At 62.3% G+C, this 26,156-nt stretch carries 21 protein-coding genes; 18 read left to right on the top strand and 3 right to left on the bottom strand.

Annotation, left to right across the window (positions count from 1 at the left end; all coding sequences use genetic code 11):
* Nucleotides 1-14 precede the first annotated feature (14 nt).
* The 8 genes from mraY (at nucleotide 15) to ftsA (ending at nucleotide 10,275) form a co-directional block, all read left to right on the top strand.
* Nucleotides 15-1,100, top strand: coding sequence for a phospho-N-acetylmuramoyl-pentapeptide-transferase (gene mraY / locus KKY_RS09705; protein ID WP_014131161.1), 1,086 nt, complete (start codon nucleotides 15-17; stop codon nucleotides 1,098-1,100).
* A gap of 1,028 nt (nucleotides 1,101-2,128) precedes the next feature.
* On the top strand, nucleotides 2,129-3,316 hold the full coding sequence (locus KKY_RS09700) for an FtsW/RodA/SpoVE family cell cycle protein (RefSeq protein ID WP_014131160.1): 1,188 nt from the start codon (nucleotides 2,129-2,131) through the stop codon (nucleotides 3,314-3,316).
* Nucleotides 3,317-3,455: 139 nt separating this feature from the next.
* A complete protein-coding gene (gene murG, locus KKY_RS09695; protein ID WP_041529294.1) occupies nucleotides 3,456-4,550 on the top strand; it encodes an undecaprenyldiphospho-muramoylpentapeptide beta-N-acetylglucosaminyltransferase in 1,095 nt (364 codons plus the stop codon).
* The gene (gene murC / locus KKY_RS09690) at nucleotides 4,547-5,980 is read left to right on the top strand and encodes a UDP-N-acetylmuramate--L-alanine ligase (RefSeq protein WP_014131158.1); all 1,434 of its coding nucleotides are present in this window, start codon (nucleotides 4,547-4,549) and stop codon (nucleotides 5,978-5,980) included. The genes murG and murC overlap by 4 nt, the downstream gene beginning before the upstream one ends.
* Complete coding sequence (murB, locus tag KKY_RS09685; RefSeq protein WP_014131157.1) at nucleotides 5,977-6,954, top strand: UDP-N-acetylmuramate dehydrogenase; 978 nt, start codon at nucleotides 5,977-5,979, stop codon at nucleotides 6,952-6,954. Before murC ends, murB begins: the two co-directional genes overlap by 4 nt.
* 128 nt (nucleotides 6,955-7,082) lie before the next feature.
* On the top strand, nucleotides 7,083-8,003 hold the full coding sequence (locus tag KKY_RS09680) for a D-alanine--D-alanine ligase (RefSeq protein WP_014131156.1): 921 nt from the start codon (nucleotides 7,083-7,085) through the stop codon (nucleotides 8,001-8,003).
* Nucleotides 8,000-8,965 (top strand): cell division protein FtsQ/DivIB, encoded by a 966-nt coding sequence (locus KKY_RS09675; RefSeq protein ID WP_244404075.1) that lies wholly within the window; start codon nucleotides 8,000-8,002, stop codon nucleotides 8,963-8,965. Before KKY_RS09680 ends, KKY_RS09675 begins: the two co-directional genes overlap by 4 nt.
* The gene (gene ftsA, locus KKY_RS09670) at nucleotides 8,962-10,275 is read left to right on the top strand and encodes a cell division protein FtsA (protein WP_014131154.1); all 1,314 of its coding nucleotides are present in this window, start codon (nucleotides 8,962-8,964) and stop codon (nucleotides 10,273-10,275) included. Before KKY_RS09675 ends, ftsA begins: the two co-directional genes overlap by 4 nt.
* A gap of 44 nt (nucleotides 10,276-10,319) precedes the next feature.
* On the opposite strand, the gene KKY_RS09665 is transcribed toward ftsA, so the two are convergent.
* A complete protein-coding gene (locus tag KKY_RS09665) occupies nucleotides 10,320-11,234 on the bottom strand; it encodes an ABC transporter substrate-binding protein (protein WP_014131153.1) in 915 nt (304 codons plus the stop codon).
* Between the two features lie 102 nt (nucleotides 11,235-11,336).
* Between KKY_RS09665 and KKY_RS09660 the strand changes: the two genes are divergently transcribed.
* Genes KKY_RS09660 through KKY_RS09650 form a run of 3 tightly spaced genes read left to right on the top strand, consistent with a single transcriptional unit; the run spans nucleotide 11,337 to nucleotide 14,171 of the window.
* A complete protein-coding gene (locus KKY_RS09660) occupies nucleotides 11,337-12,359 on the top strand; it encodes a FecCD family ABC transporter permease (protein ID WP_244404055.1) in 1,023 nt (340 codons plus the stop codon).
* On the top strand, nucleotides 12,356-13,390 hold the full coding sequence (locus KKY_RS09655; protein WP_014131151.1) for a FecCD family ABC transporter permease: 1,035 nt from the start codon (nucleotides 12,356-12,358) through the stop codon (nucleotides 13,388-13,390). The genes KKY_RS09660 and KKY_RS09655 overlap by 4 nt, the downstream gene beginning before the upstream one ends.
* Entirely contained in the window at nucleotides 13,383-14,171 is a 789-nt protein-coding gene (locus KKY_RS09650; RefSeq protein ID WP_014131150.1) for an ABC transporter ATP-binding protein, read from the top strand. The genes KKY_RS09655 and KKY_RS09650 overlap by 8 nt, the downstream gene beginning before the upstream one ends.
* Before the next feature lie 4 nt (nucleotides 14,172-14,175).
* Here KKY_RS09650 and KKY_RS09645 read toward each other — a convergent pair whose 3' ends face one another.
* Nucleotides 14,176-14,652: a VOC family protein gene (locus KKY_RS09645; RefSeq protein WP_014131149.1), complete on the bottom strand. Its 477-nt coding sequence runs from the start codon at nucleotides 14,650-14,652 to the stop codon at nucleotides 14,176-14,178.
* Nucleotides 14,653-14,888: 236 nt separating this feature from the next.
* On the opposite strand from KKY_RS09645, the gene ftsZ reads away from it, so the two are divergent.
* The 7 genes from ftsZ to KKY_RS09610 all read left to right on the top strand — a co-directional run bounded on the left by ftsZ (nucleotide 14,889) and on the right by KKY_RS09610 (nucleotide 24,257).
* The gene (gene ftsZ, locus KKY_RS09640; RefSeq protein WP_014131148.1) at nucleotides 14,889-16,583 is read left to right on the top strand and encodes a cell division protein FtsZ; all 1,695 of its coding nucleotides are present in this window, start codon (nucleotides 14,889-14,891) and stop codon (nucleotides 16,581-16,583) included.
* Between the two features lie 111 nt (nucleotides 16,584-16,694).
* A complete protein-coding gene (gene lpxC, locus KKY_RS09635) occupies nucleotides 16,695-17,651 on the top strand; it encodes a UDP-3-O-acyl-N-acetylglucosamine deacetylase (RefSeq protein ID WP_014131147.1) in 957 nt (318 codons plus the stop codon).
* A 149-nt stretch (nucleotides 17,652-17,800) separates the two neighbouring features.
* The gene (locus tag KKY_RS09630) at nucleotides 17,801-18,592 is read left to right on the top strand and encodes an outer membrane protein assembly factor BamD (protein ID WP_014131146.1); all 792 of its coding nucleotides are present in this window, start codon (nucleotides 17,801-17,803) and stop codon (nucleotides 18,590-18,592) included.
* 192 nt (nucleotides 18,593-18,784) lie between these two features.
* A complete protein-coding gene (gene recN, locus KKY_RS09625; RefSeq protein WP_014131145.1) occupies nucleotides 18,785-20,458 on the top strand; it encodes a DNA repair protein RecN in 1,674 nt (557 codons plus the stop codon).
* Nucleotides 20,459-20,470: 12 nt separating this feature from the next.
* Complete coding sequence (gene ligA, locus KKY_RS09620; protein ID WP_014131144.1) at nucleotides 20,471-22,615, top strand: NAD-dependent DNA ligase LigA; 2,145 nt, start codon at nucleotides 20,471-20,473, stop codon at nucleotides 22,613-22,615.
* On the top strand, nucleotides 22,612-23,871 hold the full coding sequence (locus KKY_RS09615; RefSeq protein WP_014131143.1) for a hypothetical protein: 1,260 nt from the start codon (nucleotides 22,612-22,614) through the stop codon (nucleotides 23,869-23,871). The genes ligA and KKY_RS09615 overlap by 4 nt, the downstream gene beginning before the upstream one ends.
* 23 nt (nucleotides 23,872-23,894) lie before the next feature.
* Nucleotides 23,895-24,257, top strand: coding sequence for a GFA family protein (locus tag KKY_RS09610; RefSeq protein WP_014131142.1), 363 nt, complete (start codon nucleotides 23,895-23,897; stop codon nucleotides 24,255-24,257).
* Between the two features lie 21 nt (nucleotides 24,258-24,278).
* Here the strand turns inward: KKY_RS09610 and KKY_RS09605 are convergent, their stop codons facing one another.
* On the bottom strand, nucleotides 24,279-26,105 hold the full coding sequence (locus KKY_RS09605; RefSeq protein ID WP_014131141.1) for an aminopeptidase P family protein: 1,827 nt from the start codon (nucleotides 26,103-26,105) through the stop codon (nucleotides 24,279-24,281).
* Between the last annotated feature and the right edge of the window lie 51 nt (nucleotides 26,106-26,156).

Below are 26,156 nucleotides of genomic sequence, written 5' to 3'. Positions count from 1 at the left end.
ACAGACGGTATCCCATGCTCTATTTCCTGCAGCAGTTTGCTGACGCCTTTCCGGTCTTCAACGTGTTCCGCTACCTCTCGTTCAGGACGGGTGGCGCCATTATCACGGCGCTGTTCTTCGTGTTCCTGTTCGGACCGGGCATGGTCAATTCGCTGCGCATCCGTCAGGGCAAAGGGCAGCCGATCCGCGAGGATGGGCCGCAGAGTCACTTGTTGACCAAGAAGGGCAAGCCCACGATGGGTGGGCTGATGATCCTTTCGGGGGCACTGGTTTCGATCCTGCTGTGGGCGGATTTGTCCAACGTCAATGTCTGGGCCGTGCTTGTGGTTACCGCCGGGTTCGGTCTCGTGGGTTTTTATGACGATTATCTCAAGGTCAAACACCAGAACCACAAGGGGTTCGGGGGCAAGCAAAGGCTGTTGATCGAGTCCGCCATTGCGCTTGTAGCCTGCATCCTGATCGCCAGTCAGGCACCCGACGGGTATGAAAACGCTCTGCTTTTGCCGTTCGTGAAGGATCTGGCGATCAATCTGGGTCTGTTCTATTTCGTCTTTGCCGGCTTCGTTATCGTGGGTGCGGGTAATGCCGTGAATCTGACCGACGGGCTGGACGGCCTGGCCATCGTGCCGGTGATGATCGCGGCGTCGGCGTTCGGGCTGATCGCCTATCTTGTCGGGAACCAGGTTTATTCGGACTATCTGTTTTTGAACTTCGTGCCAGGCACGGGCGAGCTTTCGATCATCTGCGGAGCGCTGATCGGGGCGGGGTTGGGGTTCCTGTGGTTCAACGCTCCGCCGGCACAGATCATCATGGGCGATACCGGTTCGCTGTCTCTGGGTGGGGCGCTGGGGACGATTGCCGTGGTCACCAAACATGAGATCGTCATGGCCATCGTGGGCGGGCTGTTCGTGCTCGAAGCCGTGTCGGTGATCGTTCAGGTCGTGTCGTTCCGGCTGACGGGCAAGCGGGTATTCAGGATGGCGCCCATTCACCATCATTTCGAGCATCTGGGCTGGACCGAGAGCCAGATCGTGATCCGGTTCTGGATCATTGCGATGGTGCTGGCGCTGATCGGGCTGAGTTCGCTCAAACTGCGCTGACGTTTTCTCGTCATCCCCGAGCGTGAGCCTTTCTTTTCAGGCATGACAAAACCTCCGACGGCCAATGACCTCGGACTATGAACTGGTCAGACGGCATGGGGCGATGAGCGCTCCGCATGGTTTAGTTTATATATGAAGCGGTCATCGCCCCACGCACCCGGGGTTTTTGGCTTATGGCAGCGTCTCGGGCTGGGGTTTGTTGGCTTTTTTGGGTCGGTTGGTCGAACCGGAAGGGCCATCCCCGGATCAAGTCCGAGGACATGCTTTTCCTGCCAACCTCCCGGTTCCCCAAATCACCGGTGCCCCTCCGGGTTTCCCCGGTACGACGTGGATACCACTCCTCGCCCGGCCATCCGTCCGCTTTGGACCTTCCCTGCGGCGACCCGCATGGAACCCGGATCGGTCCCGCCGGAAGCTCGTATGCATCCTCGTCCCTGGCGACACCGTGCGCAAACAATGGCACGGGGGTGAGGGGGCGGGGATAAGTTTTTACGGCTGGGGCGGGCAGAGGCTTGCTCTCCGGCATCTCATCCTCCCCATCGTCATCCTCGGGCTTGACCCGGGGATCTGCAACGCCGCTGTTATGCAGCGCAGAAGCGGCGCCCCCTCGCGTCACGGCTCCTCAGCCTCTTCACCGGCTGCCCGATGCAGCGGGTCCCCGGGTCAAGCCCGAGGACGACGAAGGGGGTGAGGGGTGGTGATGGAGCCGGGAGCGCGGCTCAACACCCATCGCTGTCCCCGACCCGATCCGGGACGCAGCAGCCTTGCCTATGCTCCGGAGCGTGAAGAGAGGTACATGGGCCCGGCGTTCGCCGGGGAAGCGAGGGGGAGAGGTGAGGAGCGGGGGAAAAGCACTTAGACCCTGCCTGGAGTTTATCCCGACGAACGCCGGGGCCGGGCAGGAGGGAGGGAGAAAGAAACGCAGATGATAAGTTTTGCGACGTGAGCATCATGGTTGCGAAATGGTAACCACTGGGGTGGTAATTTCGCATTCTGCAATTTTGTGCCCATGCGTACCGGAGTATCCCGTGACTGCCATTTCCGCCTGGTTTTCCCGTGAGCGAAAGACGCCGATCGCCGAATGGTGGTGGACGGTGGACCGGGAACTGCTGTTTGCGCTGATTGCGCTGATGGGGTTCGGGGTGCTTTTGAGCTTTGCGGCGAGCCCGCCGGTGGCCGAGCGGATCGGGCTGGGGCCGTGGCATTTTACACAGCGGCACGTGCTGTTCTGCATCCCGGCCCTGGGCGCTGTGTTTCTGGCTTCCCTGGTCAATGCGCGCTGGGCGCGGGTCATCGGGCTGGTCACGCTGGTGGGGGGCGTGGTGCTTTTGGCGCTGACGTTGCGCTACGGTGTTGAAGTGAAGGGCGCGCGGCGCTGGATCTCATTTATGGGCCAATCGCTCCAGCCCATCGAATTCGTCAAACCGGCGCTCGCGGTGATGTCGGCATGGCTGATATCCGAGCAGATGAAGCGCAAGGATGTGCCCGGCCATGTCCTCGCGCTGGCGGCGACAGGGCTGGTGGTGGGGCTACTGTTGCTCCAGCCGGACGTGGGGCAGACCATCCTCGTTGCTGTGGTCTATGGCGGGTTGCTGTTCCTGTCGGGTATTTCCTGGCTGGTGATCGGGGTGCTGGGGCTGGCGGCGATCGGCTTGCTGGTCCTTGCCTACACGGTGTTTCCGCACGTGGCGCGGCGTATCGATGCCTTCATAAACCCCGAGACGGGCGACAATTACCAGGCTGAACGGGCGCTTGAATCACTGCTCGAGGGCGGATGGTTCGGCATGGGGCCGGGCGAGGGAATCGCGAGGCGCTATCTGCCGGACGCCCATGCGGACTTTGTGTTTGCGGCCGGGGCCAGCGAGTTCGGCATTCTGTTCTGCCTGATGCTGGTGGGACTGATCGCCTTCATCGTCATCCGGGCGCTCAATCTGGCGATGCGGCAGCAGAACCTGTTCAACCGGCTGGCAGCGAGCGCACTGGCGATCCAATTCGGCGTGCAATCGGCATTCAACCTGACGGTCAATCTCAACCTCATCCCGCCCAAGGGCATGACGCTGCCCTTCGTTTCGTATGGCGGCACGTCAATGATTGCGATCGGACTGTCGATGGGGCTATTGCTGGCGCTGACGCGGCGCAAGCCCGAAGAAACCTTTGCCACCGGCCTGCCGATCCGCAGCGCGCTCGATCATTCGGCCGTGTCGGGCAAACGCTGAACCGGTCGCGCCTTGGATCAAGTCCGCTTTTCCTTGAATCGCGGACTTGATCCAGGTCTTTGTCTTGTTGCGCGTCCGAGCCGCAAAACCGTTTTCACTTTTGCTGGACGCGCTCCAGCGCACCGAACAACAGGTTGATATGAGTACATTTGCATTGATGGCCGGGGGGACGGGCGGACATCTTTTTCCGGCCATGGCGCTGGCGCAGGAATTGCGCCGGCGTGGGCACGACATTCATCTGGTGACCGACGAGCGGGTCAGCCATTACGGGGCCGAGTTTCCGGCAAGCGGCATCCATGTGGTGCAAGCGGCCACGCCCTCGATCCGCAATCCGGTCAAGTTCGTCAGGGCCGGGTTCACGATTTTGGGGGGGACAGCAACGGCCATAGGCGTACTGCGCGAGATCAAGCCGGCGGCTGTGGTCGGGTTCGGGGGCTATCCGTGCTTTCCGCCGTTCCTGGCGGCGTCGGTGCTGCGCATTCCGGGCATTCTCCATGAGCAGAACGCAGTGATGGGGCGCGCCAACCGGGCGCTGGCGCGGTTTGCAAAAGTGCTGGCCATGAGCTTTGCGCAGACAGCGCATGCGGACAAATTTTCGCTTCAAAAAGTGCTGGTGGGCAATCCGGTGCGCGACCGCGTTCGGGCGATTGCCGGGATGAGCTATCCGGCGCTGGCCGAGGACGGGCCGATCAATCTTCTGGTGTTCGGGGGCAGCCAGGGCGCACGGGCGTTTTCCGACATCGTGCCGGCGGCGATTGCCGAACTGGACGAAGATCTGCGGCGGCGTCTGGTCGTCACCCAGCAATGCCGCGAGGAAGATCTCGACCGGGTGGCGGAAGCCTATCGTGCGGCGCGGGTGAATGTGGAACTGGCGGGGTTTTTCACAGACCTGCCCGAACGCATCGTTTCGAGCCATCTGGTGATCGGGCGGGCCGGGGCCTCGACGATTGCCGAACTGGGCGCGCTGGGGCGCCCGTCGATACTGATCCCGCTGCCCGGATCGCTCGACCAGGACCAGAAGGCCAATGCGCTGGTGATGGAAGAGGCCGGGGGTGCCTGGGTTTTCGATCAGGCCACGCTTTCACCGCAATCTCTTGCCACCCAACTCAACGATCTCTTCCTCGCTCCGGATCGCCTTCGGGCGGCAGCTTCCGCCGCGCTGTCGGTGGGCATGCCCGATGCCGTCGAACGGCTGGCCGATCTCGTCGAGCAAACCGCCAAAGGACAATCATGAACACCAAGATGCCACGCGATATCGGGCCCGTGCACTTCATCGGCATTGGCGGGATCGGGATGAGCGGTATTGCCGAGGTGCTGCACACCCAGCGCTATACGGTGCGCGGTTCGGACGCGTCGATGAACGCCAATGTGCAGCGCCTGCAGGCGATGGGCATTACGGTTATGGTCGGGCAGAAAGCCGAAAATATCGGCGACGCTGCCGTGGTGGTGGTCTCCTCGGCGATCAAGAAGGACAATCCCGAACTCAAGGAAGCGCGCGCCAAGGGGCTGCCCATCGTGCGGCGGGCCGAGATGCTGGCCGAAATCATGCGGTTCAAGAACGCGATTGCCATTGGCGGAACCCACGGCAAGACGACGACGACCTCTATGGTCGCGGCGCTGCTCGATGCGGGGCAGTTCGACCCCACCGTCATCAATGGCGGCATCATCAATGCCTATGGCACAAATGCGCGGCTGGGGCAGGGCGACTGGATGGTGGTCGAGGCCGACGAGAGCGACGGGACATTCGTGAAGCTTCCGGCCGACGTGGCGGTGGTGACCAATATCGATGCGGAGCATCTCGACCATTACCATAACTTCGAAGGCGTCAAGAAAGCGTTCCGTAATTTCGTCGAGAACGTGCCGTTTTACGGGTTCGCGGTGATGTGTCTCGACCACCCCACCGTTCAGGCGCTGGTGGGCGAGATCGAAGACCGGCGGATGATCACTTATGGGCGCAACCCGCAGGCCGATGTGCGGCTGATCGACGTCGTCAACGACAATGGTGTCTCGAAGTTTTCGGTGGTGGTGCGTGACCGGATCAGCGGCAGGACGCGGCTGATCGATGCGCTGGAATTGCCGATGCCCGGCATGCACAACGTGCTCAATGCGACAGCGGCGATTGCGGTGGCCCAGGAACTCAAGATCACCGATGCGCAAATCCGCGCCGGGCTCAAAGGGTTCGGCGGCGTCAAGCGGCGCTTTACCAAGACCGGCGAGATCAACGGAATCACGATCATCGACGATTACGGACACCATCCGGTCGAGATTTCCTCGGTGCTGCGCGCGGCGCGGCAATCGACAAAACGTGACGTGATCGCCGTGGTGCAGCCGCACCGCTATTCGCGGCTCAACGATCTGTTCGACGATTTTTCGGCGTGTTTCAACGAAGCCGATACGGTGCTGGTGGCGCCGGTCTATGCGGCGGGCGAGGCGCCGATCGAGGGCGTGAGCCATATCGAGCTTGTCGACCGGATCAGGGCGCGCGGACACCGCGACGCGCGGGCGATTTCAGGGCCGGAGGAACTGGCGAGGCTGATCGCCAATCGGGCGGGCGAGGGCGATTATGTCGTCTGTCTCGGTGCGGGGAACATCACACTGTGGGCGGCGGCGCTGCCGGGCGAACTGGAAGCCGAACTGGCTGGAAAGTCCAAGGCCAGCGCATGAGTTTTCCCGACCTTCTGCCGCAGTTTTCCGGCTGGATCGGGGGTGTCCGGGGCAATCTGATCCCCAACCATCCGCTGGCGAAGGCCGTGTGGTTCCGCGTGGGCGGGCCGGCGCAGCTCTATTTCGAGCCGGCGGACGAGGCGGACCTGGCTTTGTTTTTGAAAAACCTGCCGGCCGAGATCAGGGTGACGGTGATCGGGCTGGGCTCGAACCTTCTGATCCGCGATGGCGGTATCGACGGGGTGGTCATCAAGCTGCCGGCCAAGGCGTTCGGCGGGGTCGAGGTGCTGGAGGGCAATCGGGTGCGGGCCGGGGCGGGGCTTCCCGACGTCAAGATCGCCACGGCGGCAGCCAAGGCGGGAATCGACGGACTGGAGTTTTTCCGGGGCATTCCCGGGGCGGTCGGCGGCGCGCTTTACATGAATGCGGGGTGCTATGGCACCGAGGCGAAAGAGCGGGTGGTGAGCCTGCGCGGCGTGACGCGGCAGGGCGACATCATCGAATTGAGTAATGCCGACATGGCTTACCAGTATCGCAAGTCGAACGGGCCGGAGGGGGTCGTGTTCACTTCGGCGGTGTTCGAGGGCCTATCGGGGGATAGCGAGGACATTCTGGCCAAGATGCGCGAAATCACCGAGCGGCGCGAGAGCACGCAGCCGACCAATACGCGCACCGGCGGATCGACATTCAAGAACCCGGATGGACAATCGGCCTGGAAACTCGTCGATGAGGCGGGATGCCGGGGGCTGCGGATCGGGGATGCGCAGGTTTCGGAAATGCACACCAATTTTCTGGTCAATCTCGATGCGGCAAGCGCGCATGACATCGAGATATTGGGCGAAACGGTGCGGGCCAAAGTGCGGGAAAAGCACGGGATCGCGCTGGGGTGGGAAATCCGGCGCATGGGGCATTTCGCGCCGGGGCGCGAGGTCAGAGAGTTTCTCGACGGCGATGTGTTTGCCGGCGTGAAATAGCATCGCGGGTGCGGGGTGCGCGGCTGGCGCTGCGCCCCCTCACCCCGGCCCTCTCCCCGAGGGGAGAGGGGGAACAAAGTCAGCGGCTTTCCATCGGGGAGGGCAAAACAGGCGGGATGGGCGAACCAATGGCCAAACATGTTGCAGTGCTCAAGGGCGGATGGTCGCACGAGCGTGAGGTGTCGCTGAGCTCGGGTGGCGAATGCGCACAGGCGTTGCGCAATGCCGGGTATGAGGTCACCGAAATTGACGTCAAGCGCGATATCGCCTCGGTGCTGGGCGAGCTGAAGCCCGACGTGGTTTTCAATGCGCTGCATGGACGGTTCGGTGAGGATGGGACCATCCAGGGACTGCTGGAAATCCTTGGCATTCCCTACACCCATTCGGGCGTTCTGGCCTCTTCGGTGGCCATGGACAAGCATCAGGCCAAGGTGATGTTCAAATCGGCGGGGGTGCCGGTGACCGATCACGTGATCGCAACGCGCGACGCCATCGCCAGGAGCCATGTGATGGCTCCGCCCTATGTGGTCAAACCGTACAATGACGGTTCGAGCGTCAATGTTTTCATCGTCAAGGAGGGCCAGGAGCATCCGCCGCAGGAAATCCTGCGCACCGATTGGGACGGCGATGAAGAGCTGATGGTTGAGCGGTTCATTCCCGGGCGCGAGCTGACCTGCGCGGTGATGGGCGATGTGGCGCTGGGGGTGATCGAGATCGTGACGGACCTTGCCTTCTACAATTACGAGGCAAAATATGTGAGCGGCGGGTCGCGGCACGAGTTGCCGGCGCAGGTTTCACCGAAAATTTACGAAAAAGTTCAGAAGATGTCGCTGATGGCGCATGCCGCTTTGGGTTGCCGTGGGGTGTCGCGGAGCGACTTCCGCTACGACCCGCGCGGCGGTGACGATGGCGAGCTTGTGTGCCTTGAAATCAATACCCAGCCGGGAATGACCAAAACCTCGCTGGTCCCAGAGTTGGCGGCCCATGCCGGCCATTCGTTCGAAGAGCTGGTGAGCTGGATGGTGGAGGACGCAAGTTGCAACAGGTGAGGCGTAAGGAAGTCATCGGGGTTGAGCCCGCTTCCAGCCCTCTCGCGCCACCCGCGCCACGCATCGAGCGTCCTGCCCTGCGGGTGGTCCCGAGCCTTTCTCCCTTAACGCGCGACCGTTCGCCGGCCCTTGTTGGCGGACGGGGCATGCTGGTGCCGGTGCGCCGGCGCGGCGGGATGCTGGTTTCGCTGGGCAATTGGTGGGTGCTGCACAAGAAGCTGGCGCTGCGGGTTGTGGCGCTGGTTATCGTGGTTTGCGTTGCCGTGGGCGGCTATGTGCTGCGTGACGAAGTGTCTGAAGGTCTTGGCGTGGTCGGCAGCGTGCTGACAGGGCACATGGCCGACGCCGGGTTCGGGATCGAGAAGATCGAGATCAACGGGCTTTCGCTGACGCGAGAGGCCGATGTGGCGCGTGCGCTGGGGATCGAGGGCGGGTCGACCAGCCTTGGCTTCGATATTGCCGAAGCGCGGTTGCGGGTCGAGGAAATCCCTTCGATCGCTTCGGCGACGATCCGCAAGGTCTATCCCGACAGCCTGTTGGTTTCGATTACCGAAAAGACGCCCATGGCGCGCTGGCGGATCGACGGGGCGACCATGCTGATCGATGCTTCGGGCGCGCCCATTGCGCCGGCCAGTATCGAGAATGGCGATCTGCCGCTGGTGATCGGTGAGGGTGCCGGGGACAATGCCATGGCGATGATCAACCTCATCAACCGCTATCCCGATCTGACCTTCGATCTGGCCGCGATCAATCGTGTGGCCGACCGGCGCTGGGATCTGATCTTTTATTCCGGCCTGCGCGTGCAACTGCCCGAAACGGGCGTTGTCGACGCGCTGGGCCGGCTCAACGACTACCAGCTCGACCATCAGGTTCTGCAACGCGATCTCGATCTGATCGACATGCGCGTTGCGCAATATGTGGCCGTACGGCCCACCGTTCGCGAAGAAGAAGACGACCAATGATGACCTCTGCGATGACAGCGCGCTTGAAGCCGGTGCAGCCGGGCCGGTCTTCGCTGGTGACCGTGCTCGATATCGGTTCGACCAAGATCTGCTGCGTGATTGCGCGGCTGGTGCCGCGCGAGGGCAGGGCGTTGCGCGGGCGCACGCATATGGCCGAGATCATCGGATTTGGCTATGGGCCTTCCGCCGGGGTCAAGAGTGGGGTGGTGACCGATCTGGACAAGGCCGAACAGGCGATCCGTTCGGTCGTGGGCATGGCGGAGCGCGCCGCGGGCATCACGGTGCAGTCGGTTGTGGTGAATGTCACCGCCGGGCGGCTGGGCTCGGAAACCTTTTCGGCAAGCGTGTCGCTGGACGGCCATGAGGTCGAGCCGAGCGATATTTCGCGGGTGCTGATTGCCGTCAACGACCGCAGCGTGCGCGACGAGCGCTCGATCATCCATGCGCTGCCTATCGGCTACGCGCTGGACGGGCAGAAGGGCGTGCGCGATCCGCGCGGCATGGTGGGCGAGACGTTGGGGGTCGATGTTGCTGTGATCTCCGCCGAGACGCTGGCCATGCGCAATATCGAGCTGGCGCTCAACAAATGTCACCTTGAGGTCGAGGCGCTGATGGCGACGCCCTATGCTTCGGGGCTGGCAACTTTGGTCGACGACGAAGCCGATCTGGGGGTTGCCTGTATCGACATGGGCGGTGCGACGACGACTGTTTCGGTCTTCAACGAGGGGCACCTTGTCTATGCCGATGCATTGGCTATCGGTGGGCACCACATCACGCTCGATATCGCGCGGCAGCTTTCGGTGAGCGTGGCCGATGCGGAGCGGCTGAAGACGCTTTACGGGTCGTGCCTGCAGGGGCAGACCGACGAAACCGACGTGATCACGGTCATGCCGATCGGGGCCAATTCCCATGAATCGCCCAATTCGATATCCCGCGAAATGCTCACGCGGGTGATCCGGCCGCGCGTCGAGGAAATTCTCGAGGCGATCCTTGACCGGATGCAGGCGACGGGGATGATGGATATTTCGGGACGCCGGTTTGTTCTGACCGGCGGCGCGTCGGACCTGACCGGGTTGCCCGAACTGGCCCGGCGCATGCTGGCGCGCAATGTGCGTAATGGACGCCCGCTGGGGGTTTCGGGTCTGCCCGATCGCGCCAAAGGCGCCGCGTTTGCGACGGTGGCGGGGATGCTGGTTTATCCGCAGGTGTGCGGGGCCGAATATGTCCAGCCGCGCCCGACGCGCAAGCTGACCGGATCGGACGGGTATTTCGCCAAAGTGGGAAGCTGGCTCAAATCGGGCTTCATGTAAGAGGTGTTTGCCCGCCCGGATTGGTCCGAGCGGGCAAAATGTCGTTATTCGGCAATGCCGTAGATCTCAGCGATATCGTCGAGCAGCAGGTTGGCGGCGAGGATGCCGCCGGCGGTGTTCCAGATGGCGTCGGACACCTGATGAGCCTTGCCGGCCTTGACGACTTCGAGATTCTGCCAGAGCGGGTCGCTGGTCCAGTCTTGCGCCTGGGCGTCGCCTTCGCCATCGCCGGTCTCGTAGATGAAGTAGAACAGCCGGTCGCCCTCAGCTTCGGGAATGCGCTCCTTGGTGATCTGTTCGGCGAACTCTTCGCGGTCCTGGGCGGCGGGGCGTGGGAAACCGAGCTGGCGCAGTGTCAGGCCCGAGAAGCTGTCGTGGAAATAGATCCGCGACATGCCCGAGCCGAAACGGACCACCGAGATTTCTTCCTCAAGGTTTTCGCCGAGCTTTTCTGAAAGGTCCGCGACGCGGGCGTCATAGGCGGCGAGGAGTTCGGCGCCCTCGTCGGCGAGGCCGAGGGCTTCGGCGTAGAGATTGTAGTTGATGCGCCAATCGCCGCGCAGGCGTTCGGACATCACTGTCGGAGCAATTGCTGAAAGCTGTTCGTAAACCCCTTCCTGACGGGTCATGTTGCCCAGGATCAGATCGGGTTCGAGGGCGGCGATCAGTTCGAGATTGACGGCCGATTCCTCTCCTACGACCTCGACACCTTCCATCTGGCCGGCAATGTGATCGTACCACGGGTCACCGAGCCAGGAGCGGACAGCGCCGACCGGGGTTACGCCCAGCGCGAGCAGGGCCTCGGTGCCTTCATTGGTCAGGATAATGACGCGCTCGGGTGCGTCGGGTACTTCGGTGGTTCCCATGGCGTGGGTGATTTCGCGGCCCTGGGCCGCGCCCGAGAGTGCGACGGCGCCGGCGAGTGCCAGTCCGGCCAGCAATTTGTGCAGCGGCAACATGAATACCTCCTTGGTAACTTGACAAATGTCGTCATAAAATGATTTTGGGCAAATGGTCAGAAATTAAATTGACTGTCAACATCAAGTTATGAGGTGCCGCAGGTGCACACCTTAGCGGCCTCGCCTGGGGCCATAGCATCGCGATCGTCGCGCGGCGTCGTGCTGTATGGCAGCCTCGCTATGGCGCTGGCGATTGCGATGGCCTGCAGCGTCATGCTGGGTCTCAAGATCTATTCGCCCAGCCAGGTCTGGCGAGCATTTGTGGCGTTCGATGGCAGCGAAACCTCGGTGGTGATCGTCAACCTGCGCCTTCCGCGTGCAATCATCGCGCCGTTGACGGGGGCCGGGCTGGGGGTGGCGGGTGTCATCATCCAGACATTGGCGCGCAATCGTATCGCTTCGCCCGATACGCTGGGGCTCAATGCCGGCGCATCGCTCGCCGTGGTGGTGGCGAGTTTCTGGCTGGGGGTATCCTCGCTGGCCGGGTTGTCGCTGGCCGCGGCGGTGGGGGCATTGTTGACCAGCCTGCTGGTGTTCGGCATCGCCGCGGGAGCAGGGGGGCTATCGCCGCTCAGGATCGTGCTGGTGGGCGTGACCATGGCCGGGCTGGGGCATGCACTTGTCGAGATCATCCTGACATCCAATGAAGCGGCGCTCGAGCAATTGCTGTTCTGGCTATCGGGAGCAATCGTCGACCGGCCGATTTCGCTGGCGGTGAATGGTGGGGTCATGCTCGTGATCGGTGCGGCGTTGGGCTGGTCGCTTGCGCCGTCACTGGACGCGCTACAAGCCGATGATGCCACGGCGAGCGGGCTGGGCGTGCCGCTGGGCCTGGTGCGCGGCGCGAGCTTTATCGCCATTGCACTGCTGACGGGAAGCGCCATCACGATGGCGGGGCCGGTCGGGTTCGTGGGGCTGGTCATTCCGCATGCGGCGCGCGCCCTGGCGGGGCTGCGCCACAGGCACCAGATCGCGGCCGCCGCCCTGTTGGGTGCGATCTATGTGACGGTGGCCGATATTGCCGTGCGTTACGTTATTTATCCGGCGGAAGCGCCGGTGGGGGCGGTGACGGCGGCGGTTGGCGGCGTGGTGCTGCTCGGACTGCTCAAGCGGAGGGCCGCATGAGCACCATTGCCGCATCGCATCGATCGGCGCGAACCGGGCTTGTACTCGGGCTGCTGGCCCTAGGCTTTGCCGTCGTCGTGCTCCTGGGCGTGGCGCTGGGGTCGACCTGGATTCCGATTGCCGACGTCGCCCGGACATTGGCGGGATTGGGCGAGCGCACACAGTCGATCATCGTCTTCAATCTGCGCATGCCGCGCGTGGCGCTAGCCATCCTGGCGGGGGGTGCCATTGCGGTGGCCGGGTTTCTGCTGCAACGGGTGACCCGCAACGAATTGGCTTCGCCAAGCGTGCTCGGGGTGATCGATGGCGCGGCACTTGGCGTGGTCGCCTTCCTGATGCTGTTTTCCAACGAGAGCAATATTCTTGTCGTGCCCATCGTCCATCAGCCTTTGGCCTCGGCCATCGGCGCGGTTCTGGCCATTGCCACAGTGTTCGTCCTGGCCGGGCGGCAGGCGGTTTCGGCGATACGGCTGCTGTTGTTCGGCATCGCAGTGGCGGCCGTTGCCAAGGCTATCACCACGATCGCCATGATCGTGGGGCCGATCTATCGCACGGCGCAGGCGACGCGCTGGATCGCCGGGGCCGTCAACGAGGCGAGTTGGGGCGAAATCCAGATCACGGTTCTGGCGCTTGTTCCGCTGCTTATCCTGACGCTCATCGCGCTGCGCCATCTGCCCCCCGCCGATCTCGACGAGACCTCTTCGCAAAGCGTAGGGCTGAATACGCCGGTGTTCCGGGTCATCATCTTCGGACTGGCGGCGCTGATCACGGCAACGGCGGTTGCCTTTGTCGGGGGCGTCGGGTTCGTGGGGCTCATGGCGCCGCATCTGGCGCGCCTGCTTCTGGGCCGCAACGTCTATGTTGTGGTGGCAGGAAGTTTCCTTCTGGGCGCCATGATGCTGGTGGGTGCCGACATCATCGTGCGCGTGCTGTTTGCACCGCTCGAGGTTCCGGCGGGCACGGTGACGGCGGTGATCGGGACGCCCTATTTCCTGTTCCTGCTCATGCGGAGGCGATCGAGCGATGGATGATACAGTCAGGGTCCGGATCAGCGTCGAGGATCTGACGCTGGGCTACGGGCAGGCGATGGTTCTCGACGCGCTGAGCCTTCGGGTCGCGCCGGGACAGGTGACGGTGCTGGCCGGACCCAACGGATGCGGAAAATCGACACTTCTGCGCGCGATAAGGCGATTGCACCGGCCGGTGGCCGGGCGGATCCTTGTCGAGGATATCGACGTCGCCAAGATCGGGCACAAGGCCCTGGCCCGCCAGATCGGCCTTCTGGCCCAGAGCCCCTCGGCGCCCGAGGAAATGACTGTCGAGGATCTGGTGCGGCTGGGCCGCTATCCGCATCAATCCATGCTCCAGCCCTGGAACCCGCACGATACCGAGGCCATGGACAGGGCCATGGACGGCACCGGCGTGCTGCATCTGCGCCACCGGCGTATCGGATCGCTTTCCGGCGGACAGTTGCAGCGGGTGTGGATTGCCATGGTGCTTGCCCAGGAGACCGATATCATCTGTCTCGACGAGCCGGTCAATCACCTCGATATGGCGCACCAGATCGAGTGCCTGAACCTGGTGGGAGCGCTCAAGAACGATTACGGGCGTACCGTGGTGCTGGTGCTGCACGATCTCAACCTGGCCGCGCGGCACGCCGATGTCCTCGTGTTTCTCAAGGATGGAAAAGTGGTCGCGCGTGGAGCGCCTGAAGACCTGATGACCCCGGACACCATCGAGGAGGTGTTCGGGGTCAAAACCGCGATCATCACCGATCCGTTGCATGGACGACCGCTGTGCATTCCGCAATAGATCCCTATCGGCCCTCGTAGGCCGCCTCGAGGTCGGCGACGATGAGCTTTTTCATCTTGAGCATGGCCTGGGTGGCGCGCATTGCGCCTTCGGGGTCCTTGCCTGTGACCGTGCGGTAGAGGGCCTTGGGCACGATCTGCCAGGAGACGCCAAACTTGTCCTTGACCCAGCCGCACTGGCTTTCGGCGCCCTCGCCCTGGGTGAGCTTGTCCCAGTAATAATCGACCTCGGCCTGATCGGCGCAGTCGATGATGAAGGATATGGCCTCGGAGAATTTGAAGTGCGGCCCGCCGTTTATGGCGTTGAAACGTTGGCCGAGAATTTCGAAATCGCCGGTCATGACCGTACCCGGCTCGCCCATGCCACCTTCGGTGTAGCGCGTGGTGCCATGGATTTTGGTGTCGGGGAAGACCGAGGCGTAAAATTCCATCGCCTGTTCGAGGTTGTTGTCGAACCAAAGGCTGGGAGTGATTTTGGACATTGTTCCTGCTCCATTTAAAACCAATATGTTATATTCTTGTATGGTTATATACGAGCAAGCAGCAGAGTCAAGCGGGTGCTTTCGGGGGCGGGGCAAATCATGCTTAACATGCGGTGACTTTGTGGCTGTCAAGTCTCGCATTTTGCAGATTGGTTAACGAAATCGGTAGCTTTGTTAGGGCCCGGTTAACGAATTGAGCGCTACATCTTTGCCATACAGCCACTATGAGGCCAGAGATGACAATCAACCTACAGATTCCGGGAATCCAAGAACTTAAGCCGCGAATCACCGTCTTTGGCGTCGGTGGTGCGGGCGGCAACGCGGTCAACAACATGATTAACTCGGGCCTCGAGGGTGTCGAGTTCGTTGTGGCCAATACAGACGCGCAGGCGCTGGCTCTGTCCCGAGCGCAACGCGTCATTCAACTGGGCGTCGGCGTGACCGAGGGCCTTGGCGCCGGTTCGCACCCCGAAGTGGGGCGCGCGGCGGCTGAAGAAAGTTTCGACGAGCTCAACGATCACCTTTCGGGCTCGCATATGGTGTTCATTACCGCCGGCATGGGCGGCGGGACGGGAACGGGCGCGGCGCCGGTCGTGGCGCGTGCGGCGCGCGAGCAGGGCATCCTGACCGTCGGTGTGGTCACCAAGCCGTTCCAGTTCGAAGGCAATCGTCGCATGAAACTGGCCGACGAGGGGATCGATGAACTCCATCGTCACGTCGATACGCTGATCGTCATTCCGAACCAGAACCTGTTCCGGGTGGCCAATGAGAAGACCACGTTTGCCGACGCTTTCGCGATGGCCGATGAGGTGCTGTTCTCGGGCGTTGCCTGCATCACCGACCTGATGGTCAAGGAAGGGCTCATCAACCTCGACTTCGCCGACGTGCGCGCCGTGATGCGCGGCATGGGCAAGGCAATGATGGGGACGGGCGAGGCCGAGGGCGAAGATCGTGCGCGTCACGCCGCCGAAGCTGCCATCGCCAATCCGCTGCTCGACGATGTTTCCATGCAGGGCGCGCGCGGGCTTTTGATCTCGATCACCGGCGGCAAGGACATGACGCTCTACGAGGTCGATGAAGCCGCTTCGCGTATCCGCGAGGAAGTGGATTCCGATGCCAATATCATTCTGGGTGCGACCTTCGACGAGTCGCTGCAGGGCAAGGTCCGCGTTTCGGTCGTTGCGACCGGCACCGATGCTCTGATGGTTCAGGCGCTCGACCCGGTAAAGCCCAATGCCAACCGCCAGCCGCTACAGGCCAAACGGGTTCCTGAGGCCGTCGCCGCTCCCGCATCGGCCCCGGTTCCGCGGTCCGAGCAGCCCGCTGCACCGGCCCAGGCCAGCGCCCACATGAGCGACGATCAGTTCGAAGCTGCGGTTGCCCAGGCGATCAAGGATGGAAATTCGGCTGCTGCGGCAGCGGCAACCGCGGCCCGGCAGGCCGAGGATAATGGCGTTACGATCGAGCCCTACACCCCTGCTGCGCCCGTGCGCCAGCCGGTGGAGGAAGCCCAGCGCGCGCCAGAGGCGGCAATGCCCAAGCCGTACGTGCCTTCGGGCGCCGAACGCCCGCAATTGCAACGCCGTATCCCGCGTGCCGAAGACATGCCGCCGGTGGGGCGTCAGCAGATGGAACAGCCGAGGAGCGAAGAGCCGCGCAATGCGCGTGCCCTGTTCCGCCGCCTGGCTTCCAATGTCGGGCTGAGCCTGGGCGGTGAGGCTGAACAGCATACCAATGGTGAACGCGTGCAGCCCCAGTTCGACGATGCCGCTGCCCGCAGCGCCATCGAGGCCGCTCCGTCCCGTCCGGCCGCTCCGCGGCCACAGGCGGAAGGCGCGGTGGGGCAACTCGACGCACATGGACGTGCTCCGGCCCGTGCGCCGCAGAAGGAACAACTTGAAATCCCGGCGTTTCTCAAGCGCCACGGTTAATCCAAAATTGCCATTTAGGCTTTAAATCGGCCTGACACGGGTTTCGTGTCAGGCCGATCTTCGTTATTAGGGCGATTGGGCCATTCGCCAACAAAAGGGCCCGGAGTACCAATGAAAAACAACACCGTGCGCCAATGCACGCTGACGCGTCCTGCGGAATTTGCTGGAATCGGCGTGCATAATGGCAAGCCGTCGCGCCTTGTCATCAATCCGGCTGCCGCCGACACGGGCTATACGCTCACTCGCATGCTCGATGACGGTACGCAGTCAGCAAGCGTCAAGATCGATCATTCGCGGGTCAGCCGGACCTCGTTGTGCACGGTTATCGACCTGGGCAATTCGATCAGCGTGGCGACCGTCGAGCACGTGCTGGCCGCGCTGAACGGGCTGGGCATCGACAACGCCGAGATCGTTGTGTGGGGTGAGGAATGCCCCATCATCGACGGCAGTGCCGAGCCGTTCGTGGATGCGGTGCTCGATGCGGGTATTTCGATCCAGCCGCAGCGTAAGAAGTTCATTCGCATCCTGCGCTCGGTAACGGTGCGCGACAACGATGCCTTTGCGATGCTCGAAGCCTATAACGGGCGCGCCTTCGACGTTGAGATCGATTTCAACTCCAAGGTGATCGGCCGCGAACGTATGATCTTTGACTGGTCGCCGCGCAAATTCGCCATCGAGGTGGCGCCGGCCCGTACCTTCGGGTTCGTCGCGCAGGCCAAGGTGTTGCGTCAGGCCGGTTATGCCCTCGGGTCGAGCCTCGAAAATTCAATTGCCATCGAGGAAGAAAAGATCGTCAACCCCGACGGGTTGCGGTTCGAGGACGAGTTCGTCCGCCACAAGCTGCTCGACGCGGTGGGGGATCTGGCGCTGGCCGGACTGCCGATTTATGGGCGGTTCAAGTCCTACAAGGGCGGGCACGGGCTCAATGCGCTTGTGCTCAAATCGCTTTTCGCCAGCGAGGCCAATTACGAAATTCTCGAGGCAGACGCGCTGCCGCTCGAAATGGAAGCGCTGGGCGACCTTCCCGACAGGCTGTCTGTCGAGCCCTACTTGCGTTCCATCGGTTGAATAGGCGATAACCCCGTCACAGTTTTGAACAGATTGCCCGCTAGCGGGTTGTGGGCACGCGCGGGTCACGGTTTCTGCCCCGGGCCATGAGGACGGAGTTTTTCGTGAATATCATAGCCAGACCAAGCAAGGCGCCAAGGATTTGGAAGATGGCCGTGGCCATGGCCCTCGTTGGGGTGCTTGCCGCCTGCTCGCCCATGTCGATCTTTTCCCGTACCGCGGACGAAGAGCCCTTGGTGCCCGCCGACCAGCTTTATGCAAGTGCTGTCACCAATATGGAAAACAACCGCTACATAGCGGCCATCGAGGATCTGGAAACGCTTGAGCGGCAGAACCCGTTCTCGGACGTCAACGAACGCGCCAAGGTGATGCAGGTCTTTGCCAATTTCCGCCTCGCCCGCTATGCGGAGACCGTAAGGCAAGCCGATCAGTTCCTGGCGCTCTATCCGCGCTCCTCGGAAGTGCCCTATATCCTTTTCCTCAAAGGCAGCGCCAATTTCGAGCAGATCACCGATATCACGCGCGATCAGGAATTGGCGCAGGACACGATCGAGACGTTCACCCAGTTGCAGTCGAATTATCCCGATTCCCGCTATGCCCAGGAATCGCGCCAGATGTTGCTGATCGCCCGCGATCAGGTTGCCGGCAAGGAAATGAGCGTCGGCCGCTACTATCTGGGCAATGGGCAATATACGGCGGCAATCAACCGCTTCCGTGTCGTGGTCGAAGATCACCAGACCTCGACCCATGTCGAAGAAGCGCTGTTCCGGCTCACAGAGGCCTATCTCACGCTCGGCCTTGTGGGTGAGGCACAGACCGCCACGGCGGTGCTGGGCACCAATTATCCAAATTCCGAATGGTATCAGCGGGGCTTTAATCTGCTGCAGAACCAGGGCCTCTCGCCACAAATGATGACGGGCAACTGGATGGCGGACCAATAGGTCCCGGCCCAATGCAAGGTTTGACGATGCCCCGGCCACCGGCCGGGGCATTTTTGCAGGCGCTTGTCGGTTGCAATTTGTTCCTGTAATGTTCGCATTCTCAGCGGTGTGAATCTCGCGTTCGAGGTTTGCAGCGGGGGCGCCTTGCGGGGTACAAGTCAGAGCCAACAACGAACGGGAGAAGCGGGAGCGATGCTGAACACGCTTTCGGTCCGCAATATCGTTCTGATCGATCAACTCGACCTGGCGTTCGAGACGGGAATGACTGTCCTGACCGGCGAAACGGGTGCGGGCAAATCGATCCTTCTCGATGCGCTGACACTGGCGCTGGGCGGACGAGGGGATGCCGCGCTGGTGCGCAAGGGAGCCGATAGCGGGCAGGTCGTGGCGGTGCTCGCCCTACCCGAAAGCCATCCGGCGCGGGTTCTGCTGCGCGAAAACGAGATCGAGGACGATGCAGAGATCATCCTGCGGCGCGTCCAGCACGCGGACGGACGCACGCGAGCTTTTGTCAACGATCAGCCGGTTTCGGCGGGGCTTCTGAAATCGATTGGCGGGCTGTTGGTGGAAATCCATGGCCAGCACGATGACCGGGCGCTTGTGGATGCTGCAACCCACCGGGTGCTGCTCGACAGTTTCGGTGATTATGAGGCCGATCTGGCGGCCGTGTCGGCCGCGCACGGGCGGCTGGTGGCGGCCCAGAAGGCCGTCGACGTGCAGCGGGCGCGGGTGGAGCAGGCAGCGCGCGAGGAAGAATATGCGCGGCACGTGGTCGAGGAATTGTCGGCCCTCAAGCCCGAAGTCGGCGAGGAAGTCACGCTTTCGGAGCGCCGGCAATGGCTCATGGGGCTTGAAAAGGCGGCGGGCGAGGTCAATGACGCCGACGAAATTCTCAACGGCACCAACGCGCCCGGGCCAACGCTGGCCATGCTGTTGCGACGACTAACGCGGAAATCGGAGGCCGAGGCGGCGCTGTTTGCGCCCATGGCCGATGCCGTCGATCAGGCGCTTGTCGCACTCGATGCGGCGAGCGAGGCGCTTGATGCGATCCGGCGGGAGATGGCGTTCGACCCGCGCGAACTCGAGCAGGTCGAGGAGAGGCTGTTCGCACTGCGGGCGGCGGCGCGCAAGCATCAGGTCGACGCTGACGCCTTGTCCGAGGTGCTGGCGAAATATGCTGGCGACATTGAAGCGCTCGAAACCGGTGCAGAAACGCTTGTGGTGCTGGAGGCCGAACTGAGGGACGCCGGTGCGGAGTATCGTGAGGCGGCGGCAAAGCTCTCCAAGGCCCGCGAAAAAGCGGCCAGCGGGCTGAGCAAGGCCGTCGAGGCAGAGTTGCCCGACCTCAAATTGGGGGCGGCAAAGTTCATCGTGGATCGGCAGGTTGATAAAGAGCGGATTTCACCGCACGGGATCGACCAGATCGCATTTCACGTGCAGACCAATCCGGGCACGACGCCGGGGCCGATGATGAAGGTGGCATCGGGGGGCGAGCTGTCGCGGTTCCTTCTGGCGCTCAAAGTGGTCCTGGCGGACAAGGGCTCGGTGCCGGTGCTGATTTTCGACGAGATCGATACCGGTGTGGGCGGGGCCGTCGCCGATGCGATCGGCAAGCGGCTGGCGCGGCTGGCGCAATCGGTGCAGGTGCTGACCGTTACCCATGCGCCTCAGGTCGCAGCGCGCTCGCAGACCCATCTGCTGATCGAAAAGCAGGCCATAGAGGAAGGCGCGTTCATGCGCACTCATGTGCGGCCGCTCGATATCGAGACACGGGGCGAAGAGGTGGCACGCATGCTGGCCGGGGCGACGATTACCGAGGAAGCTCGTGCGGCAGCGCAGCGGCTCATGCGCGAAGTTGGCGTTTAGGAGAGTGGTGTCGTGAGTATCGATTTGCCGGTGGACGAGCTGTCGCTGGAAGACGCAAAGAGTGAACTCGACCGCCTGCACCGGCTGATCGAAAAGGCCGACAGAGCCTATTATCAGGACGATGCGCCCGATATTTCTGACGCCGAGTATGATGCCGCGCGGCGGCGCTATATGGAAATCGAAACGCGGTTTCCCGAATTGCGGCGCGCCGATTCCTTGTCGGAGCGCGTGGGCGCGGCGCCGGTCGACGGATTTGCCAAGGTGCGGCATGCGGTGCCGATGCTGTCGCTGGGCAATGCATTCGACGATGCGGATGTCGCCGATTTTGTTCAGCGCGGGCGGAAATTTTTCGAGCGCGACAAAAATCTGGAACTGGCGTTTACGGCGGAGCCCAAGATTGACGGGCTGTCGGCCTCGCTTCGTTATGAAAACGGGATTTTCGTGCGCGGCGCGACAAGAGGGGATGGGACCGAGGGCGAGGACATCACCGAAAACCTCAAGACCATAGCCGACGTTCCCAAAAAGCTTTCGGGCGCGGGGTGGCCCGACGTGCTCGAGGTGCGCGGCGAAGTTTACATGACCCATGCCGATTTCGCGGCGCTCAAGAAACGCTCTGCGGAAGAGGGCGGGCAGGATTATGTCAATCCGCGCAACACGGCGGCGGGGTCGCTGCGTCAGAAGGACCCTTCGGTTACCGCCAAACGGAACTTGAAGTTTTTCGCCTATGCCTGGGGACAGGTCAGCGCGCCGATTGCCGATACGCAGTATGAGGCGGTGCAAAGGCTGGGCGAGTGGGGCTTTGTCATCAATCCACTGATGATCCGCACCACAAGCGTTGAAGACCTGCTCGGTCATTACCGGTCCATCGAAGAACAGCGCGCGACGCTGGGCTATGACATCGACGGGGTTGTGTACAAGCTCGACAGGCTCGATCTGCAGCAGCGCTGGGGGTTCGTGGCGCGGGCGCCGCGCTGGGCGATCGCGCACAAATTTCCCGCCGAGCAGGCGACGACAATACTGCACAAGATCGATATTCAGGTGGGGCGGACGGGTACGCTGACGCCTGTCGCTCGGCTGCAGCCGGTGACGGTGGGCGGCGTGGTGGTGGAAAACGCGACGCTGCACAATGAGGATTATATCGCGGGACGCGACAGCTTCGGGGCCGAGATTCGCGAGGGGTACGATATCCGCGAGGGCGACACGGTTATCGTGCAGAGGGCCGGGGACGTGATCCCGCAGATCGTCGCTGTGGTGCCCGACAAGCGGCCAGCCCAATCCAAGCCGTTCGAGTTTCCCCATGTCTGTCCCGAATGCGGGTCGGAGGCGGTGCGCGAGGTCAATCCGAAAACCGGAAAGCTCGATGCGCGGCGGCGGTGTACGGGGGAGCTGATCTGTCCCGCGCAGGCGGTCGAGAATTTGAAGCATTTCGTTTCCCGCAATGCGCTGGACATCGACGGGTTGGGGGATAAGCAGATCGCCGCCTTCCACGCGGAAGGGCGGATCAGGGAGCCGGCCGATATCTTCAGGCTGGCCGAAGAGGACACAAGGAGCTTGAAAAAGCTCAAGGATCAGGAGGGGTGGGGCGAGACCTCCGCCAAAAAGCTTTTTGCGGCCATCGACGCGCGGCGTGAGCCGGAACTGGACCGGTTCATTTTCGCGCTCGGCATCCGCCATGTGGGTGAGTCCACAGCGGCGCTTTTTGCCAAGACGTTCTCGAACTTCGAAGCATTTCGGGAAATGGCTTTCCGGGCCGGAAAGGGCGATGCGGAAGCCTATAACACGTTGCTGGGGATCGATGGTGTCGGCGACACCGTCGTGCAATCGGTCACGGGCTTTTTTGCCAATGAGCGCAACGAGAAGGCCATCGACGCGCTGCTCGCCGAGGTGAAGCCGAAAGACTATGTTGTCAGCATTTCCGCTGATAGCGCGGTGGCAGGCAAGACGGTCGTGTTTACCGGCAGTTTAGAGCGCATGTCGCGGACCGAAGCCAAGGCGATGGCCGAGCGGCTGGGCGCCAAGGTTTCAGGTTCGGTTTCGGCCAAGACCGATCTCGTGGTGGCCGGGCCGGGCGCGGGCAGCAAGCTCAAGCAGGCAGAGAGCCTGGGGGTCGAGGTTATCTCGGAAGATGAGTGGTTCGAGAGGACAGGGCAGGCATGATGGGCAAGGTCTGGCTGGCAATCATTATGTTTTTCGGCGCGATCACCGGTGCCGCCGCGCAGGAGAGGCCGGCCGATGTTTTGCGCGATCATCTCTATTCCGGCAGGCTTGCCGAGGGGCTGGTGGCGATGGAAGCGCTGGCCGATGATGACGCGGAAGCGGCATTCGGTGTTGGTGCTCTCACATTGTTTTCGAGCATCGAAAATCTTGTGCAGCCGCTTTATGCGCACGGATTCGACCCGGAGCGGGGGATAGCGGTGAGCCCTTTTTTCGGGATGATGGGGACAGAGGGAGAGGAAAGGACGCCCGAACCGCTGACCTATGAAGGCTTGCGGAGCTATCTCGAAGCGTTTTCCGATGATCTGGATACGGCCATACCCTTGTTGCTGACCGCGGCGGAAGGCGATTTTTCCGTCGAAATCGACGTCACGCGAATCCGCATCGATATCGATGGTGACGGGGAGGTGGGTGAGGCGGAATCGGTGGGCGCTTTCCTGGCGATGGCGGCCGGCGCCGGACAGCGGCTCGATATGGGATCGGGAATGGCGCCTGAACTGGGGCTGCCGGCCACCAGCTTCGCTTTCGATGGATCCGATGCCATCTGGCTGGCGGGGTATTCGCAGGTTCTGGCGACCCAGTCGGATTTTCTTTTGGCCCATGATTTTGAGAATTTCTTCAACGCGGCGCTACACCGGCTGTTCCCTGGGGCCGGGTTGCCGATGGAGACCTATCCCAACGCCGGGCAGTTGTTCATGGACAGCGACAGCGATGCATTGCTGGCCGATGCGATCGCCATGATCCACACGATCAACTGGCCCATCATCGATCGGGACCGACTGATTGGCGCAAGGGACAGACTTTTCAGCGTGCTCGATCTTTCGCGGCGCAACTGGAATTCAATCCTTGCCGAAACCGACGATCATCTCGAATTCATTCCCTCGCCCTACCAGACGCCGCTGGCGCCCGAGATGGCCGTGACCAAGGAGATGGTCGAGGCGTGGCGCGAGACGCTGGACGTTTCCGAAGCCATATTGCGGGGCGAGCTGCTTTTGCCACACTGGCGCTATGGCGGTCTCGGTTTCGATCTTGCCGCGTGGTTCGAGAATGCCGAGCGGACCGATGCGGTGCTGCTGTTTACCGGCCTTGATGCCTTGCCCTATCTCAAGGAGGGCGATGTCGCGGATGCGGAGTCCTTTGCCGCGGCCAATGGGGTGTTCGGTGGTTCGATCTGGAATTACGCGGCCTGGTTCAATTAGCGCGATAAGAGGAGCACCGGGACATGGCGGAGACCCACAAGCTTTCCTGCCATTGCGGCGAAATCGAACTTGAAGTGTCCCATGAATTGGGGCGGCTCGAGGAATGCAATTGTTCGACCTGCGCGCGATCGGGGTTCATTCACTGGAAGGTGCCGGTGGAAACGGTGCGGCTCGTGACGCAAAAGCGCCGGCTCTCGGTCTATCTGTGGCGCGACGCGGATGGCGGGCACCATTTTTGCCCGACTTGCGGCACTGCGGTCTTCCGGACCGGCTATCGCGACAGAATATCGGTCAACGCGCGGTGCCTCGTGGGCGTCGACGTCTATGCGCTCGAAATAGCGCGGCTTGACGGGCGCAATACAATGCCGCCGGGGCCGACGATGTGATCGGGGCGCCGGGCAGTCTTGCTAAAGCGGTGCGGTGGCCTGCTCCAGCCAGCGCCGTGCGCTATCGTCGAGATGCGGACCGATTTCGCGGGCGACGCGGGCGTGATAGGCATTGAGCCAGTCACGTTCGGCGGTTTCGAGCATGTCGACAGCGACAAGGCGCCTGTCGATGGGTGCCAGCGTCAAGGTCTCAAAGTCGAGATAACCGGGGGCAATTTCGCTTTCCTGCACGATGATGAGATTCTCGATGCGGATGCCGTACTGGCCCTCAAGATAATAGCCGGGCTCGTTGGAGAGGATCATGCCGGGCTCGAAGGGCACTGTGTAGCGCGGGGAAATCCCCGCCGGGCCTTCATGGACCGAGAGGAACGCGCCGACGCCGTGGCCTGTGCCATGGTTGAAGGTGAGGCCCACCTGCCAGAGAAACTGGCGGGCGAGAATATCGATCTGCGCGCCGTTGGTGCCTTTGGGGAACCGGGCGCGCGAGATGGCGATCATGCCCTTGAGGACCCTCGTAAAATGGTCCTTTTGCTGCGTGGTGACCGGGCCGGTGGCCATTGTGCGGGTGATGTCGGTGGTGCCCGAGAGATATTGAGCGCCGGAATCGACGAGCATCAATTCCCCGGGATTGAGGGTGCGGTTGGTTTTTTCCGACACGCGGTAATGGACGATGGCACCATTGGGGCCTGAGCCCGAGATGGTTTCAAAACTCACATCGACAGCGGTCCGCTCCTCGCGCCGATAGGCTTCGAGCATCTTGACGATGTCGATTTCCGTCAGCCCGCCATGGGGCGCTGCCTCATCGAACCAGGCGAGAAATTTGGCGAAGGCGATACCGTCGAGCTTATGGGCTTCGCGCATGCCTGCCAGTTCGACATCGTTCTTTTTGGCCTTGGGCAACAGCACGGGATCGCGCTTTTCGATCAGGCGCGCGCCGTTCGAAAGCACCGATTTGACCTGGACCGGCGCGGTTTCCGGATCAAACCAGACGGCGCGGCCCTGTTTAGCCAGATCGGCAAGTGTGGCTTCAAATCCGTCCTTGCTCATAAGTTCGGCGATATCGGACAGGGCGGAGCGGTTCTCGTCGGTGAGCTTGTTGTCGGCGAGAAACAGGGTCGGCCTTCCTTCAGCGGGGACTATGGCAAAACCGAGAACGAACGGATTGTGGGGAACGTCGCGGCCACGGATGTTGAACAGCCAGCACAGCGATTCCGGCAAGGTGAGAACGACGGCTGCCGCGTCCTCCTTGACCATCGTTGCGCGCAGTTCGGCGAGCTTTTCGGCGGTGGGCTTGCCGGTGCGGTTGTGGCCGAGCACGTCAATCGGTCCCTGCGGGGGCGCTGGCCGGTCTGTCCAAATCGCATCGATGGGATTGGCGACGGGTACAAGCTCAATGCCCGCCTTTTCCAATGGCCCTCTGATCGATGCCAGGCGGCCCGGCGTGTGCAGCCAGGGGTCGAACCCGATACGGGAGCCTGAGGGAAGGTTTTCGGCCATCCAGTCCCCGGGATTGGTCGTCGTCGTGTCGTGGATGGAAACCAGCGCGGTGTCGGTCTGGGCGGGGGCCTGAAGCGTATAGCGGCTGTCCACGAACAGGGCTGCGAGATCGTTCGTCACCACGGCCATGCCCGCCGAGCCTGTGAACCCGGTGAGGTATGCAAGGCGCGCGTCGCAATCGGGGACATATTCGCCCTGGTGAACATCGGTGCGCGGGATCAGAAATCCGTCGATCTCGAGGTCTGCGAAGGTGGTCCTGAGGGCGGAAAGGCGCGGGGCGACCTGGGCGGGGTTCGATTTTTCGTCGAAGGTCTGAAATTTCGCGTCCGGGATGGCGGCGTAGTCTTGCATGATGGACTTTCTCGTTAACCGTCCATGCGCTTCCGGCATGGCTGGGTTTCG

This window comes from Pelagibacterium halotolerans B2, from assembly GCF_000230555.1.
GTDB lineage: Bacteria > Pseudomonadota > Alphaproteobacteria > Rhizobiales > Devosiaceae > Pelagibacterium > Pelagibacterium halotolerans.
Note: the sequence above shows the minus strand (reverse complement) of the source record. Positions and strands in the feature narration are given on the sequence as shown.